The sequence below is a fragment of the Porphyromonas gulae genome (genome assembly GCF_000765945.1).
Lineage (GTDB): Bacteria > Bacteroidota > Bacteroidia > Bacteroidales > Porphyromonadaceae > Porphyromonas > Porphyromonas gulae.
In genome coordinates this window covers 114,954-131,574 of sequence record NZ_JRAT01000021.1, presented here as the reverse complement: position 1 = coordinate 131,574, position 16,621 = coordinate 114,954, and the positions used below count along the sequence as shown (strand labels likewise).

Sequence of the window (16,621 nt, the reverse complement as noted above, 5' to 3'; positions counted from 1 at the left end):
GGTGGATTACCGATGACAATGTCGAAACCGTTGCGTCCTGAGGGGCATTAACTTGTAACACTTAAAAGATAACGATATAGTGTAACCCGATGTACTTTCAATCTGCGTGCTATTTCTGACTTAGGGATTCCTTGAATAAGCCATTGAGCTATCCGCTCTTGTTTATCCGTAAACTTCGTATGCAAATTCTTGCTTCCTCTGATTCTTCCTATATGTTTCCCTTCAGATTTCCTTCTGGCGAGTGCTTCCTTAGTGCGTTGGCTGATGAGGTTACGCTCAATCTCTGCTGACAGTCCAAAGGCAAAAGCGAGTACCTTGCTTTGGATGTCGTCGCCAAGTCGGTAGTTGTCTTTGATTGTCCAAACACGACACTCTTTGGTCATACAGATGTTGAGAATTTCCATAATCATAAAGAGATTACGCCCTAATCGAGAGAGTTCGCTACAGATGATGATATCATCTTTCCTGATCTTTCTTAGAAGACGGCCGAGCTGTCTCTTATTATAATTCTTTGTGCCGCTGATAGTTTCCTCGATCCAATCGTCAATTATCAACTTTTGTCTGTCACAGAAATTCGTGATTTCGAAACGCTGGTTCTCTACAGTCTGCTTGTCACTGCTCACTCTGATGTATCCGTATATCATAGTTGTTTTTCTATATGGTTTTACCTGATACAAATATGAACAGATATATAATTGGATACTCGGGTAAGGTGAATATATCACAGTAGCCCCAAAGTGTTACAAAGAGCTATGATAAACCCTGTAAGGATAAGGTTTTCTTGCAGGGTTTGTCAGTGATTATATGATAGAGTAGGCAAAAGAAAAGCCATGAATCCCAATAGTCAGGATTCATGGCTTTTCGCTTAGAGTGAGGGATTCTGTCAGCTCAATAGTTCTCTTACGATGGTACTGATGAGGCTGCCGTCCGCTTTGCCTGCCAATTCTTTGGTGGCTACTCCCATTACTTTGCCCATCATTTTGCTGTCAGTAACGCCGAGACGGCTGATTATTTCCTGTAGGATGGGTGTCAGCTCCTCACGTGAGAGTTGCTTCGGTAGGTAGGCTTCGATCTCTTCGGCCTCGGCGAGTTCCGGTTCAGCCAGTTCGGGTCTGCCGTTTTCTACAAAGATGGCAGCACTCTCGCGACGCTGCTTGACCATCTTTTGCATGATCTTGAGGGCGGCATCTTCGGTCAGTGTGCCATCGCTGCCTTTGGCCGTTTTGGCTTCGAGAAATTCTTTCTTCACTCCGCGAAGGGCTTCGAGCTTCACTTTGTCGCGAGCGAGCATAGCGGCTTTAATATCGTTGCTGATGAGTTCAAAGTAGTCCATTGTATAGGCTTGTTTATTGGTTCGGATGTATTGTTAATTGAATGAGATCGTGGTCGGAGAGCTTGGCCGTTCGCTTTCGGAGGCAGGTCGTTCGCTCTCTTCCGAATTGACAATGTCTTTCTTCAGACGACCGGCCGACTCTGCTATCCGCATGCGTATATTGTCGATACGAGAGAGCAGTACTCCTGTACGGCTGTAGGCCGGTTTCTCTTCGAGGGCCATGATCAGTTCGTCGTTGTCCAATTCATCGAGGTTGAGTATGATCGGTTTGAAGTCCACCACCTTCACTTTTTCCAGTTCATCGGGGCGGTAGTAGCGGTTGATCAGATCATTGTCCCGTTCGTTCTGCGTCTCGATCTCACGAGAAGAGATGGGATCGCTGATGACATTGCCGAGGTTGTCTCCGATGCGGATGCTCTCGCGTGTGGTGTCCAGATCGAAACCGGAAGCCAGAATGGTGATCTTCACTTTCTTGCCCAACTCCGGATCGGTAGTATAACCCCAAATAGTATCGAATCCGGTTTCTATTTTGGCCGTGAGTTCGTTGATGGCTGATAGTTCGTCCGTACCCAGCGGGTCTTCCGTGCCTTGATAGATATTGAAGAGTACGCGCCTTGCCTTGAAAATGTCGTTGTTGTTGAGTAGGGGAGAGGTAAGAGCCTCATTGATGGCCTGCTCCATACGGTCGGGCCCTTCTCCGTAGCCGGTACTGATGATGGCTATACCACCGTCCTTGAGCGTCGTATGCACATCGGCGAAGTCGAGGTTGATCGTCCCTTCTTTCATGATCATCTCGGCGATACCATTGGCTGCGTTGGTGAGTGTCTCGTCTGCCTTGGCAAAAGCATTGTCGAGCTTCAGATCTTTGTATATGATGCGGAGCCGTTCGTTATTGACTACAAGTAAGGCATCCACGTTCTTGCGCATTTCCTCCACCCCTTCGAGAGCCTGAAGAATCTTGCGCTTGCCTTCGAATACGAATGGGATGGTAACGATGCCGACTGTGAGGATATTGAGTTCGCGCGCTATCCGCCCGATGACAGGAGCTGCACCGGTACCCGTTCCACCGCCCATACCGGCCGTTACGAAGACCATACGGGTATGGCCGTCATCCAATATCTTGCGTATGTCGGCTTCGCTGGCCTCTGCTGCTCGTCGTGCTACTTCCGGACGGCTACCGGCTCCCAGACCGTTGGTTACCTCGCGACCGAGTACCAACCGATCAGGTACCTCGCTGCGGTCGAGAGCCTGTACATCGGTATTACACAGGAGGAACGATACATCGCGTACCTTGCCGTGGTACATGTTTTTGACAGCATTGCCACCACCACCGCCGACTCCGATTACTTTGATAATAACGGGCAAGCCGGAATCCGTATAATTAAAGTTCAGCAATTCGTCTTCCATATCTATCTGTTATTATCTTGATTAGTATCTTCGTCGAACAAGGAGCCAAACTTTATGAAAGCTCCCTTGAGCTTGTCTCCAAATGAAGGCCCGGTCTTTTCTTTCTTTTTGACGGTCTGTTTGGGGGAGTCTTCACGTTGTCGGTCAGTATTGCCCCTCTGTTCGTTTTCCTTTCTCTCTATTTGCCGGTCTTGTGCGAATAGATCTTGTACGGTGTCGTTGGCCGGTGTTTCTTCTTTGGTCTCTATCTGGCTTACCAGTTCACCCAAATTGGTCGTGATATAATCTGTGCAGGCTTGGGTGGCCTTATATGCCAAACCGATGGTAGAGATATGCCCTTCGATAAAAGAAATAGCATTTTCTGTGTCGATGCGATCCATTCGAATTTTGGCCGGAGTGACCTCTCCGAGTATCTTCTTCATGGCAGCCATATATTTGTTGATCTTGGCACCACCTCCATTGAGGATAATGCCGGCACCGATATCTTCAAGGAGGCCTGAGAGGCGTAGGATATTGAGGTAGTTGGCTGTGATTTCGTCCATGCGAGCCTTGGCCAAGCGATTGACTTCGGAGGAGCGGAACTCCCTTTCGGAGAATTTGTCGGCAAAGGTCATGCGGAATGATCCGTTGGACTTATTGTCGTTGATCATCGACACGTTGTTGATCTTTATGTTTTCCGCCTCTTGTTCTGTCAGTCGGAGGCTGGTCAGGTCCCTTGTGACGTTATAACCTCCCATGGGAAGTACGCGAAGCATAGCCAGTAGCCTGTTTTTATAGATGGATACAGATGTACAGCCGGCACCTATATTGACGTAGCAGCATCCCAATGTCAGCTCATCATCCGAGAGCAAGACCTGCGCTTCACAAAGAGGAGTGACGAGGATGCCGGCTAAGCGCAATCCCAGACGTTCTTCTATGGCGATGCGGATATTCTGCTTTACCGAACGGCGAGCAGTGATCAATTGGAAGCGGGCTTCAAGCTGATGGCAAAATACTCCTTTGGCCTGTATCTCTTGTTTCCCGTCCACATAAAAGAGCGGATCGGTCACATCCAAAACTTCTTTGTCGGGGAAAGAGGCTCCTCGCATTTCAGCCCAGAGGGATTCGATATGCTCGGTGCGGATGACCTCTCCTTCGGGAGCCATGGCTTTGCGAACGATGTACTCTTGCGAGGCGATCGACTGCCCTCCTACACCGACATATAGCGATGTAATATGGGTGTTGTCTTCAAGTTGCTCATTTAGCTGGCTGACGATGCGTCGGATAATGGCTGCTGCTTCGTCGATATTGTGTATGCATCCGTGGCGGATGCAATTATTGGCCGGTTCCTCATAAAAAGAAATCGGAGAAACACGTCCATCTTCCGTTTTGCGAGCCACCATACCTCGGATGTACCAACTGCCCAAGTCAATGACTGCATAGATTGTGTTCATACTGCTCATACTATGTGGTGAAGGTAGCTACTCGCAAGAAAAAAACTCTATCTTCTCTACTGCACTTGCACACGGGCAGCTGCAGGGTAAAGAGGGGAAGAGGGAAAAGGAGTGGCGACCACCTGATCTTTAAACTCCAAATTTAATGTTTTAAACGTGTCCCATCCATATTTTGGGATGGCTTTGTCCAAAAAAAGGCGTAGGTTCGATAATTTTTCTGCCCAATTCGGTGTGCTACCTATTACTATTTCAGTTTTACCCATACGGGGAACGAGTATAATCTGCCCGTCATCAGGGACATAAACCTGAGCAAAAAAGTTTGACCAAAACGGATCATCGCTAATAAATGCAATGAGATCGAAGAGGGGGCCGGTGGCTAAGGATGTGGATATATGCCCTGAGGCCATCAGGACAGGGGCTGCATACTGCAGGTTCGGAACGATCACACTCCTGTCGGTGGATACATAGAAAGAGGTATCAGACCTAACTACCATAAAGAGCGGATCTTTCTGCTCCACGGTCAGATACAACTGACCGGACGGGGAGGCGTATAGTTCTGCTCCATGGAAAAGTGAGTTGGCACGAAGCTTCCTTTCCATGCTGTGTAGGTCGATAGAATCGAGCTGTTTGCCATAGGGCGTGAATCCAAGACGTTTCAAATCCCGTTCCACATCGTTTTTTTGCATGAATGCATGCTTCGTTTTGCCCTCGACACGGACCTCCAAGCCTGAGCAGCGTGTACCGTCGGGATAATCCGAAAAGTAAACGATGGCTGCAACAAGATAGGCGAGTACGAGGAAAAAGCCCAGTATATAAAGTACCTTCTTCAGCATAGAGTTTGAAGATATTGTTTGACCGGAATCACTAAACGATCGATATCGCCGGCTCCGAGTATCAATACGACATCAGGTATCTCGTCGTTGTGTAGATAATCGAGCAGTTCGTTTTTGCTCACCAGTGTTTTATTCGGATTGTCGATCAGATCCAAAATCAAACGGCTGGTTACACCGGGCATAGGAAGCTCCCGCGCGGGATAAATATCCAGCAAAACGACCTTGTCCAACATCGAAAGGCTCTTCGCAAAATCCTGATAAAAGTCTGCTGTGCGACTATAAAGATGTGGTTGGAAGATCCCCATGATACGTCGGTCGGAGTATAGCTCGCGTACGGAGCGAATAGCAGCATCCAATTCTACGGGATGGTGTGCATAATCATCGATCAGGACTACACGGTCTGTGTCCAAGACTTTTTCGAAGCGACGATGAGAGCCTTTGAAAGATGCGATGCCACTTCGAAGCTCTTCCAAGGTGACGCCGTTAAGATGTGCGATAGCCATAGCTGCTACGGCATTCTCTACATTGATGCGTATGGGTACGCCGAGTTCTATCTCTCTGAGCCGTCCACCCGGATAATACCAAGTAAAAAAGAGGCGACTATCCCTGATCGTGATGTCGGAAGCGTAATAATCAGCCTGCCGATCATCGGATGAATATGTAAACAGTCTGACGTCGCTTCCCAGCCGAGGATTGACCGGTGCACCGTATTTAAGCAGCAGTACTCCGCCGGATTGAATTAGAGAGGTGAAATGTTCGAAGCTGTCGCGATAATTCTCAGCCGTACCGTATATATCCAAATGATCTGGATCAGCAGATGTGATGATAGCCATAAAAGGCTTCAGATGGTGGAATGAACGATCGAATTCGTCCGCTTCGACGACTACCAAATCACTTTTGTCCGAAAGCAATAAGTTTGATTGATAATTATTGGAGATGCCTCCGAGGAAGGCGTTGCAATCCACATGGCTGTATCTCAGCAAATGTGCCAGTAAGGTAGAGGTCGTAGTCTTTCCGTGTGTCCCGGCGACACAGAGTGCACGTTCCATCAGGGTTATCTCTCCGAGGATTTCAGCACGCTTCATTACGCGGTAACCATTGGATCTGAAGTAGGTTAGTTCCGCGTGATCGGCAGGTACGGCAGGAGTATAAACGATCAACGAATCGGCCGGAGAGAAAAACGCCGTCGGAATCAAATTCAGGTCATCGCTGAAGTGAACTCCTATTCCTTCTTTGATCAATTGGTCAGTAATGGGACTCGGTGTCAGATCATACCCGCACACTTCGAATCCTTTTGCATGGAAGTAGCGGGCAATAGCACTCATGCCGATCCCTCCGATCCCAATGAAATACACTCTTTTCATTGTTTTGCACTTTTCTCTGATTCCACTATTCTTGCTATTTCGTCCACAATTCGATCTGCCGCCTGCGGTTTGGCCAGTTTTCGGATCTGTTCGCTCAGAGAACTCAGTTCTGTCGGATTGCGAACCAGAGACAAAGCTGTATCGGTCAGTAATTCCACAGCTTTCGCGTCCGGAATTAGAACAGCAGCAGCGCGAGTAGACAGAGCTAAAGCATTCTTCGTTTGATGATCTTCAGCCACATTGGGCGAAGGAACCAGTATGGCGGGTTTCCCCAGCAGGCAAAGCTCCGATATGGAGCATGCTCCGGCGCGTGATACAACCAGATCGGCGGCACGATAAGCATAGTCCATTCGGGTGATAAAATCATTGACATAGCATTTAAGCCCGGGATGATTCTCTACTGCGTTTCTGGCTGTTTCGATGTAGTTCTTGCCCGTTTGCCATATAAGGCGTACACCGCTTTCGGCCCATTGCCCTAACTTCTCTGTGATGCTTTTGTTAATGGTGAGAGCTCCCAAGCTCCCTCCGACCACTAAGACGACAGGCGATTCGGACTGTTCGAGTCCGAAAAAGTGGAGAGCTTCGGATCGGTCGGGACGGCCGAACTCTATTTCCGGGCGAATCGGATTGCCCGTAAAAACGATTTTTTCAGCAGGAAAAAATCTGTCCATTTCGGGATAGGCTACACAGATTTTATGTGCTCCTCGGCTCAAGAGCTTATTCGTTATACCGGCATAGCTGTTTTGTTCCTGGATAAGGGTAGGGATACCGAAGGAGTGCGCTCTGCGCAGAGTGGGACCGCTGGCATAACCACCTACGCCGATCACAACATCGGGGCGAAAGTTCTTTATAGTCTTACCGGCCAGTCTCAGGCTTCGGAAAACGGCGGTGGCTACCTTGAAATTCGACAATACATTTTTCCTGTTTAGTCCCTTGATGGGTAGGCCTACGATTTCGTAGCCGGATCGTGGTACGCGCTCCATTTCCATTCGTCCGTCAGCACCGACAAATAAGATGTCACATTCGGGATATCGGCGACGGAGGGCATCCGCAATGGATATGGCGGGGAAAATATGTCCTCCTGTCCCCCCTCCACTTATGATAAAACGCAGTTTGGCGTTTGACTTTTCGTTATTCATGCGTCCAATATATTTATTTCTTGTGGTTCATCGTCGGATACTTCTGCTTCGATCGCTACTGCTTCGGTAGTCTCTTCCTCTTCTTTGTTTAGCGTTGTCCGTCGCGAGATACTCATCATGATCCCGAAAGCCAAACTCGTAATCAGGTACGATGTCCCTCCCTTACTAATGAGCGGGAGAGTCTGCCCCGTGACGATAATTCCCGATGCTACGATGAAATTGAACATTGCTTGCAATAGATACAGCAGCCCGAACCCCATCAGGAGCATTCCCTCGTAGCGGCTGACTGCCCTTTGGGCTAACTGTGCCAATCGAAAAAATAAGACGAAATAAGCCAGCGGGATCAGTATTCCTCCAACAATGAAGCCCATTTCTTCGATAATAATGGCATAGATATAATCCGAGAAAGCCTGTGGCAATATATCTCTCTCGATACTGTTCCCCGGCATTACTCCGAACAGCCCTCCACGAGCGATAGCAATCTTCGCATGTGATTCCTGAAAGTTGTCATCCGTAATGACGTACATCATCGAATCTCGCTGTTCAGGGCTTAAATCTTTTAGCGCCGGATCACTTACGATACGGTTTTTCCAAGTGGGAGCACGATTGGATAGTTTGCTCAGTGTTTGCGACGGTAGCGTAAGCAATAGGATATATGCCAGAATGGCAAAGGCTACTCCCCCGATGAATAGCCAGAAGAGATTCTTGCCGGGAGCACCTCCGATCCAGGAAATAAAGAAAAAGAAGGCTGCAATGAGCATGGCTGTGGATAGATTGTCTTTGGCAATGATAAGGATCGGGATTGCCGTAAGTATCGAGAACCAGACAAATCTTTTCTTGGCAGACAGGTGTCCGAGCAATGTATAGATGATAGCGGCGATCATGACCAGAGCTATCTTCATCAGCTCTGAGGGTTGGAATGTAAGGCCGAATGGCAGGGGGATCCAACGCGAAGCTCCGTTTATGCTCGTTCCATTGAATACTGCAATGATCAATAATACCAAGGATAGAAGGTATAGTCCCCCTCCCAAGAACTTCAAGGTCGTGGAGTTCAATCGGGATACTAAGACAACTGTTACAATGGACATGATGATGAATGCCCCATGCTTCAGTATGGGCGACATCATTCGCCCCTGATATGCCAAAGTGCTGGATGCACTATAGACTTCTACCAAGGAAATGACAACGAGAAAGAAGAAAACGACCCAAAGGGTCTTATCTCCCTGAAACAATTTTTTCCAAGCCATTTTCCTAATATCTCATAGATTCAATACCTCTTTCCGAAACTGATCCCCGCGATCCTCATAGTTCCGGAAAAGATCGAAGCTTGCACAGGCAGGGGAAAGAAGTACCGTATCTCCTTTGGATGCCATCTTGTATGCAAGCGAAACAGCTTCGTGCATTGAACGTGCATCCGCAATTCGCCTGATCTTGCCATCGAAGAACTTATGTAGCTTCTCGTTGTCTACTCCGAGGAAGATAAGGCCGTCTACCTTGGATAGTACCAGATCTTCTATATCTGTGTAGTCGTTCCCTTTGTCCGTGCCTCCCATAATGAGGATTACTTTGGTTTTCATACTCTCCAGAGCATACCAGGTGGAATTGACGTTCGTCGCCTTGGAGTCGTTGATGTAATCGACACCTTTGACGCGTGCAATCTTTTCCAGTCGATGTGGTACGTTTTTGAAGTCCTGTAAGGCTTCTCGGATATCTTCATTCTTAATATCCATAGCCTTGGCTGCAATGGCCGTTGCCATAGCATTGTGTCTGTTATGCATGCCGGACAGAGCCAGAAGTTCCTCGTCCATAACAAAAGGTGAGTTAAGATTCATGACAACCAATTCGTTCTTTTCATTGATCCAAGCAGTCGTATTTTCTGTTCGAGCTTCCATGGCAAACGGCATACAGCGAGCAGTAGGATGATGTTCCGCCACCCATTGGCTGATAAAAGCATCGTCCTCCCAATAGATGAAGCAATCCTCGGGCTGTTGGTTCTGTGTGATTCTCATTTTCGCTTCCGCATAAAGTTCGAATCGGTGATCGTATCGATCTAAATGATCCGGTGTAATGTTGAGCAGAATGGCCACATTAGCCCTGAAGTCGTACATATTGTCCAGCTGAAAGCTGCTCAACTCTATTACATAATAAGGATGCGGGTCGAAAGCCACCTGTCTGGCCAGACTAAAACCGACATTGCCTGCCAAACCGACGTCTAAACCTGCTTTGCAAAGTAGGTTGTACAACCACATTGTGGTGGTTGTCTTGCCATTGCTACCAGTGATGCACACCATGAAAGCATCGGTGTAACGTCCGGCAAATTCTATTTCAGATACGATTCCTATCCCTTTGGCAAGGGCTTGGCGGATAATCGGTGCCGTGTCGGGGATGCCCGGGCTTTTGATGAGTTCTCCCGCTTGGAGGATTATCTCCTCCGTATGCTGTCCCTCTTCGTAAGGTATGGCATACCGCTCCAACTCTTCCTTGTATTTCGGGGCTATCTTTCCGTAGTCGGATACAAATACACTAAGACCTTTGGCCTGTGCCAAAAGCGCAGCACCTACTCCGCTTTCTCCTGCTCCGAGAACGACTATATCATATTTTAATTGCTCCATCTTCCCAGTTCGTTTTTCTTTTATTATCGCATCTTAAGTGTGGCTATAGTAATTGCAGCCATGATGATCCCCACGAGCCAAAAACGAACGGTGATCTTCGATTCGGGAATCGCGTGCAAAGGCTTCTGTAGCCATGCATCTATACCGGCATTGCCCTGCTTTTGGAAGTGGTGGTGCAGGGGGGTCATCTTGAAAATGCGTTTCCCTTCGCCAGTCCTTCGTTTCGTCAGCTTGAAATAAAATACCTGAATCATAACGGAAAGGCCCTCTATGATGAACACGAAGCAGAGAATCGGCAGTAGCATCTCTTTGCGAATGATCAGAGCGAAAACTGCGATGATCCCTCCCAAGGTAAGACTACCCGTGTCTCCCATAAATACCTGTGCCGGATAAGCATTGTACCACAAGAAGCCAATAGTGGCACCGACGAAAGCAGAGGCAAAAATGGTCAGTTCCTCTGCACCCGGGATAAACATGATATTCAGATATGATGCCATCTCGATGTGGGAGGAGACATAGGCAAAAATGGCCAGTACGACTCCGATGATAGCGGAGGAGCCTGTAGCCAATCCGTCCAACCCGTCAGTCAGATTGGCGCAGTTGGAGATAAATGTCACTACCAGCACGGCAACACATACGAAGAGAATCCAACCGAATACCACTTTAGTCTTGCCTTTGAAGGGAAGTAAATCGGCATAGTCGAAGTTGTTGTTCTTGACGAAGGGGATTGTGGTCTTGGTCGATTTTACTTCCTGTTTATTGTAGTGTACTCGCTCCACCTGTCCGTCCCGAAGCACCTCGGTGTTTTCTTTTATCACTACGGCAGGATTCATATACAGTACTATCCCGATGATGAAACCCAGTCCCACCTGTCCGATTATTTTGTAACGCCCGTGCAAGCCCTCTTTCTTCTTGCGGAAAACCTTGATATAGTCATCCAAGAAGCCTAATGAGCCGAGCAGGACGGTGGTGACGATCATAAGCAGGATATATACATTATCAAGACGAGCCAACAATAGGGTGGGGATCAGAATGGAGATAATAATGATCACGCCTCCCATCGTGGGCGTTCCTTTCTTGCTGAGCTGGCCTTCCAACCCCAGATCACGGATAGTCTCGCCTATCTGTGCCTTTCGCAGTTTTTCGATGATTCGGTTGCCGATAACGGTGGCAAGCAATAATGCCAAGATAATGGCTACCGCGGACCGAAACGATACATAGTGAAACAGTCGCGCTCCGGGGAGGTGCAGTTTTTCGAGATAGTCAAACAGATAATACAGCATGATGTCTATAGAGTTTATTGAACGATACGATCTTTCGACATGGCATCGCAGACCACTTCGCGATCGTCGAAATGGTGTTTGATGCCCTTGATTTCCTGATAAGTTTCATGACCTTTGCCGGCTATCAAAACAAAGTCACCCTTCTCTGCCAGCATGCAGGCCGTGCGGATGGCTTCCGCCCGATCGGTAATGAGCAGCGTTTTCTTCTTGTCTTCTATCGAAAGTCCGGCAGCCATTTCTTGGATTATCTCTTGAGGCTCTTCATCGCGCGGATTGTCCGATGTCAGGATCAGACGTTCGCTCCTGCGGGCTGCCTCCTTAGCCATCATCGGACGCTTGCCTTTGTCCCTATTGCCTCCTGCTCCTACCACTGTGATCACTTTGTGCGATTTTGCCAATGGTCGTATGGTGTCCAATACGTTGATCAGTGCATCCGGCGTATGTGCATAGTCCACGATGGCCACATAGCCATCCTGTGCGGTGAATGCCTGGAAACGGCCGTCCACGGAAGTCAATTCGGAGAGGATACGCAGCACTTCTTCCTTGTCCTGTCCCAATTCGCAGGCGGTACCGTACACGCATAGTAGGTTGTAGGCATTGAAATCCCCTACCAGACGGACAAAGACTTCTCTATCATCCACGTACATATCCATGCCGTCGATATGCCTTTCTACTATCTTGGCTCGATAGTTTGCCATGCTCTTGAGTGCATAGGTACACACACGTGCTTGGGTGTTCTGTGTCATTACGAGGCCGTTCTTATCATCGGCATTGATCAGAGCGAAAGCTTGAGTACCGAGGCCATCGAAAAAACTCTTTTTGGCTCGCAGATATTCCGGTACGGAACCGTGATAGTCAAGATGGTCACGAGTGAGATTCGTGAAGATTCCGCCGTCGAAGTCAAGAGCACCGATTCTCTTTTGTGCCGCTGCATGAGAGCTGACCTCCATAAAAGCATATTCGCAACCTGCATCTACCATTCGACGGAAAAGAGCATTCAATGCCAATGGATCCGGTGTGGTGTGAGTGGTCGGTTCGGACAAGTCATCCACATAGTTGCAGACGGTACTCACGAGACCGACTTTATAGCCCATTTTTCGGAAGAGTCTGTGCAGCAGGGTTGCTACGGTGGTCTTACCATTCGTACCTGTCACACCCACCAGAGTCAGGTGGCGCGATGGATGCCCGTAGTGTGCCGAGGCCAATGAGGCTAAGGCTTCGGCTGTATCGGACACCTGGATAAAGCAGCATCCTTCAGGCTTTTCTTCCGGAAGGTCCTCCACGACAAAAACTCGGCAGCCTTGTGTAAGGGCTTGAGGTATGTAGATATGTCCATCTGTCTGTGTGCCACGAATGGCTACAAAGAGCGTGCCGACGGTAGCCTTGCGGGAATCGGATGCAATATCCGTGATCTCCTGTTTGGTATCTCCTATGACAGCTATCGGGCGCAACTCCGAGAGATATTGTTCGAGTTTCATTCCTTGTTCTTTACATAGATAAGTCGATGACAACAGTCTGCCCCACTGTCACCTTAGAACCATACGGTAAGGATTGGGCCACTACATGCCCCCATCCATTTGTCTTCACTCTCAGTCCAGAGAGTTGTAGCATATATAGAGCATCCTGTGCCGATAGGCCACGGACATCGGGCATTATACCGCGTTTGATAGCCGGCAAAGGCTTCAGACTTATGCGTCCGCTCTCCTCCGTGGCGCGTACCCACTGGTTTTTGTCGGTCTCGGATGCTGACTTGACGGGCAGATTCAAAGACTTCAATGCTGAGACGATTGGCTCGCGCTGTCCGGCACGTACAGCAGGCAGATGCTTGATCTCCGGTAGTGGGCTTACTGTGTCGAATGGTTCCGGCTCCTGTATCGCCAGTAGTTTTTCCGCTATCTGCTTGACTACCACGCCGGAGATTCCCCCACCGGAGGGATATACGCCACGGGGGCCTCGTACAACCACCATACAGGTGTACTTGGGATTTTCGGAGGGGAAGTATCCGCAGAAAGATACCAAGTGCATCGTGCCGCCGGCTCGATAGCCACTCTTGCCTTGAGAGATCTGTGCTGTACCGGTCTTTCCGCTGATGTTTACTGTGGGGCTTTTGACCGGCGAACCGGTTCCCTTGGCTACTACGTTCGAGAGCATATCCTGTATGGCCACAAGTGTAGAGTGCTTGCAAATGGAATCTCGCAGTACTACCGGCTGATGCTCCTGTACGATCTCCCCTCTATCCATCACTTTCGTTACGAAGTAAGGACGCATCATCTTGCCGCCATTGGCGATGGCGTTGTAGAAGGCCAATGTGTGGATCGGTGGAATCTGAGTCTCGTATCCGAACGACATCCATGCCAGGGTCGTGCCGTACCAGCGGTCGGGGTTGTCCGCACGCTTGCGTACTACGGCCGGCGCTTCGCCGGGTATTTCCAGCCGGAACTTGTCCGTGATACCGGTTCGCCTCACGGCCTCCACGTATTTGTCTGGATCGTGAGCGAAACCTTTCAGAATGATTTTGGCTACGCCTACGTTACTTGAGTACCAAATGGTCTGAGCTGCCGTAATGGGACCATATCCGCCTTTGTGGGCATTATGGTCCCTGACTGTACGCTTGCCTACGGAGAAGAGGCCGTTGCCCGTTTCGATGATGTCCTCCGGATGTACTATACCGGCATCAAGGGCAACCATCATCGAAACGGTCTTAAACGTAGAGCCGGGTTCTGACATGTCTGCCACGGCGTAGTTCTTGGATTCGATATATCCGCCGGACGATGTGCGTTGCAAATTGGTAATAGCCTTCACCTGTCCCGTGGCTACCTCCATCAGTATGGCTGTTCCACTCTCTCCCTCTACCTCTTCGAGCTTGTTGCGCAGCTCTACCTCAACTATGCTCTGCATATCCATATCGAGGGTGGTGTAGACATCGCAACCGCGCTTCGGCGACTGTATCGTATTCAGTATTCTTCTGCCTCCTACATAGACGCGGCTGGCCTTGCCCGTCTCGCCTCTGAGTTGCTTGTCGTAGAACAGCTCTATGCCGTTCTTCCCTTGCGACAGGCCTCCGTCCATCGATCCGTAAACGCTGCCGATGGTACGACTGCCCAATGAGCCGAACGGCATCATTCGCTTGGCTTTCTCCTCCGGACGTATGCTTCTCGGTATGGGGCCAAGGCCTTTGCGAGGCACACGTGCCAAGGGAGCCATATCGTACAGCTCTTTCATTTCCAGGTAGGATATATCCCGATTGATCACGGGCCAATAGCGACTCTTCTTGGCCATGCCTTGCTTCCATTTCTTTTTCAGGTCGGCCGGCTTTATCTTTTCGTATTGGTTGGAGAGCTTCCGGCTGATGTTGTGTGCCAGCGTATCGAGAAGCTTGTTCAGGCTATCCTTTTTGATTGATTTGAGCGGATCGGCTTGGAAGTCGAAGTAAAGACGGAAGTAAGGAGCCGTTATGGCCACGGCTCGTCCGTCCGCAGCGTATATGTTGCCGCGGATGGGTGCCAAGTCTACCGGTTCAGGTCGATGAAGAGTCTCCCCGATAGCACGCCATCTGTCTCCTTCGACAAAAATCGTCTTCAGAATCTTGCCGAATACTACGAGCAAGACCAGAATCATCAAGGCCCCTACGATACGGTAGCGACGTACAGCCTTATTGGTTACGGGATTGTTCCTCTCTTCCTGTTTCATGCCGGTAGTCTATTTCTTGCGTTGATCTTTATCGACCGGACGATAGAGGATGTAAGGTGGGGTCTGCGAGAGCGTCAGCTCCAGGTTTTGGGCCTGTATGGCTTTTTCCACATTTAGCTTCTGACTCATGGCGGTTACCTCAGAGGCTTTGAACAGGGCACGATAGCGGTAGTCCTTCACCTGCTCCTCGAGCCGGCCTATCTCGCGCACCTGCTCGATGGCTTCGTATCCGTTCCAAATGTTGATCACAGACATCAGAACGATGACCAGTCCCAACTTCCAGTTGCTGGCTATCCAAGGATGCTCGATGAAAGACCCTCCCATCAAGCTCCAAAAGCTATTTTTCTTCGTTGAAGTCGCCGTGTAAGCATCCCGAAGAGGTGCTTCCTCTTCTGTCGAGGTCTCCCGCTCAGGAGAGACCCCTTCTTGCTCGCATAGGATGTCCTCCCCTTCGTCGATATTGTTTTTAGTAGTCTCTTCCATTATATTTTTTCTGCTATTCGTAGTTTGGCACTTCTTGCACGAGGATTGTCGGACAGCTCCTTCGTCGATGCCGTCAGGGGCTTACGGGTGATGTGTCGCCAAGGGCTTTGCGGTGCTCCGTACAGTCGTAAAGCATCTTCGTCAGGTGCCTTTACGGTTCCGTAGCGGAGAAAGTTCTTGACCATCCTGTCCTCAAGCGAATGGTACGTCATTACGACAAGTCGTCCACCGCTTCGCAGACAACCGAGTGCTGCTCTGAGCATCTGTTCCAAGGCTCCCAGCTCATCGTTCACTTCGATGCGCAATGCTTGGAAGATACAAGCAAGCTGTTTCTTCTCTTCTCGCGGAGAGACGAGACTGCGCACGGCCTCCAGGAGTTGTCCCACGGTTTGCAGTCCGCCGGAAAGGGACTCCCTGTGACGGACGATGGATGCCGCAAGGCGGCGTGCCTGCTTCAGTTCACCATAATGATAGAAGAGGTCGGACAGGGACGAGGCATCGTATTCGTTCAGGATGGTGGCAGCATTTCGGCCGGCACGAGCATTCATCCTCATATCCAACAGAGGGCTTTCCGAACGGAAGCTGAATCCGCGCTCTTCCTCATCGAAGTGGTGCGACGATACACCGAGATCTGCCAATATGCCATCGACTCCATCCTCTCCGTAATAATCCATAAAGTTGGCGAGGTAGCGAAAGTTCGAAGGGACGAAGACGAAGCGCTCGTCTTGTAGGATATTCCGGCACGCATCGGCATCCTGATCGAATCCGTACAGCCGCCCTTTGGAACTCAATCGCTCCACGATGGCACGGGAATGTCCCCCTCCTCCGAATGTGACATCGACATAGCATCCGTCGGGATCGATTCGCAATCCTTCCAAACACTCATCAAGCATCACCGGAACATGATAAACAGTCTCTTTCTCAGGATTATGCATACTGGTTTGTCTCTCCTAAATCTTCGCTTGCGATCGTTTGCTATACCACGCTCCAAAGTTAGCCAATAACGTATAAACAAGAGGAAAAATCATGCAGATGAGACCAAAA

At 49.4% G+C, this 16,621-nt stretch carries 14 protein-coding genes; all 14 read right to left on the bottom strand.

Going from position 1 to position 16,621, the window contains the following annotated elements; translation table 11 throughout:
• Nucleotides 1-47: 47 nt before the first annotated feature.
• Complete coding sequence (locus HQ49_RS08075) at nucleotides 48-644, bottom strand: master DNA invertase Mpi family serine-type recombinase (RefSeq protein ID WP_039419416.1); 597 nt, start codon at nucleotides 642-644, stop codon at nucleotides 48-50.
• A 239-nt stretch (nucleotides 645-883) separates the two neighbouring features.
• On the bottom strand, nucleotides 884-1,333 hold the full coding sequence (locus HQ49_RS08070; RefSeq protein ID WP_039419414.1) for a GatB/YqeY domain-containing protein: 450 nt from the start codon (nucleotides 1,331-1,333) through the stop codon (nucleotides 884-886).
• Nucleotides 1,334-1,366: 33 nt separating this feature from the next.
• Complete coding sequence (gene ftsZ / locus HQ49_RS08065) at nucleotides 1,367-2,740, bottom strand: cell division protein FtsZ (protein ID WP_039419413.1); 1,374 nt, start codon at nucleotides 2,738-2,740, stop codon at nucleotides 1,367-1,369.
• Between the two features lie 2 nt (nucleotides 2,741-2,742).
• The gene (locus HQ49_RS08060) at nucleotides 2,743-4,182 is read right to left on the bottom strand and encodes a cell division protein FtsA (protein ID WP_039419412.1); all 1,440 of its coding nucleotides are present in this window, start codon (nucleotides 4,180-4,182) and stop codon (nucleotides 2,743-2,745) included.
• 47 nt (nucleotides 4,183-4,229) lie between these two features.
• Complete coding sequence (locus HQ49_RS08055; RefSeq protein ID WP_018964996.1) at nucleotides 4,230-5,006, bottom strand: hypothetical protein; 777 nt, start codon at nucleotides 5,004-5,006, stop codon at nucleotides 4,230-4,232.
• A complete protein-coding gene (gene murC / locus HQ49_RS08050; RefSeq protein WP_018964995.1) occupies nucleotides 5,000-6,370 on the bottom strand; it encodes a UDP-N-acetylmuramate--L-alanine ligase in 1,371 nt (456 codons plus the stop codon). Before murC ends, HQ49_RS08055 begins: the two co-directional genes overlap by 7 nt.
• On the bottom strand, nucleotides 6,367-7,509 hold the full coding sequence (murG, locus tag HQ49_RS08045) for an undecaprenyldiphospho-muramoylpentapeptide beta-N-acetylglucosaminyltransferase (protein WP_018964994.1): 1,143 nt from the start codon (nucleotides 7,507-7,509) through the stop codon (nucleotides 6,367-6,369). The genes murC and murG overlap by 4 nt, the downstream gene beginning before the upstream one ends.
• Entirely contained in the window at nucleotides 7,506-8,756 is a 1,251-nt protein-coding gene (locus tag HQ49_RS08040) for an FtsW/RodA/SpoVE family cell cycle protein (protein WP_018964993.1), read from the bottom strand. The genes murG and HQ49_RS08040 overlap by 4 nt, the downstream gene beginning before the upstream one ends.
• A gap of 12 nt (nucleotides 8,757-8,768) precedes the next feature.
• A complete protein-coding gene (gene murD, locus HQ49_RS08035) occupies nucleotides 8,769-10,121 on the bottom strand; it encodes a UDP-N-acetylmuramoyl-L-alanine--D-glutamate ligase (RefSeq protein WP_039419409.1) in 1,353 nt (450 codons plus the stop codon).
• A 23-nt stretch (nucleotides 10,122-10,144) separates the two neighbouring features.
• On the bottom strand, nucleotides 10,145-11,404 hold the full coding sequence (gene mraY, locus HQ49_RS08030; RefSeq protein WP_039419408.1) for a phospho-N-acetylmuramoyl-pentapeptide-transferase: 1,260 nt from the start codon (nucleotides 11,402-11,404) through the stop codon (nucleotides 10,145-10,147).
• A 14-nt stretch (nucleotides 11,405-11,418) separates the two neighbouring features.
• Nucleotides 11,419-12,882, bottom strand: a complete 1,464-nt coding sequence (locus HQ49_RS08025; protein ID WP_039419407.1) for a UDP-N-acetylmuramoyl-L-alanyl-D-glutamate--2,6-diaminopimelate ligase — start codon at nucleotides 12,880-12,882, stop codon at nucleotides 11,419-11,421.
• A 10-nt stretch (nucleotides 12,883-12,892) separates the two neighbouring features.
• Nucleotides 12,893-15,094, bottom strand: a complete 2,202-nt coding sequence (locus tag HQ49_RS08020; protein WP_039419405.1) for a penicillin-binding protein — start codon at nucleotides 15,092-15,094, stop codon at nucleotides 12,893-12,895.
• A gap of 9 nt (nucleotides 15,095-15,103) precedes the next feature.
• Entirely contained in the window at nucleotides 15,104-15,577 is a 474-nt protein-coding gene (locus HQ49_RS08015; RefSeq protein ID WP_039419404.1) for an FtsL-like putative cell division protein, read from the bottom strand.
• Nucleotides 15,577-16,512, bottom strand: coding sequence for a 16S rRNA (cytosine(1402)-N(4))-methyltransferase RsmH (gene rsmH, locus HQ49_RS08010; protein WP_039419403.1), 936 nt, complete (start codon nucleotides 16,510-16,512; stop codon nucleotides 15,577-15,579). The genes HQ49_RS08015 and rsmH overlap by 1 nt, the downstream gene beginning before the upstream one ends.
• Nucleotides 16,513-16,621 lie beyond the last annotated feature (109 nt).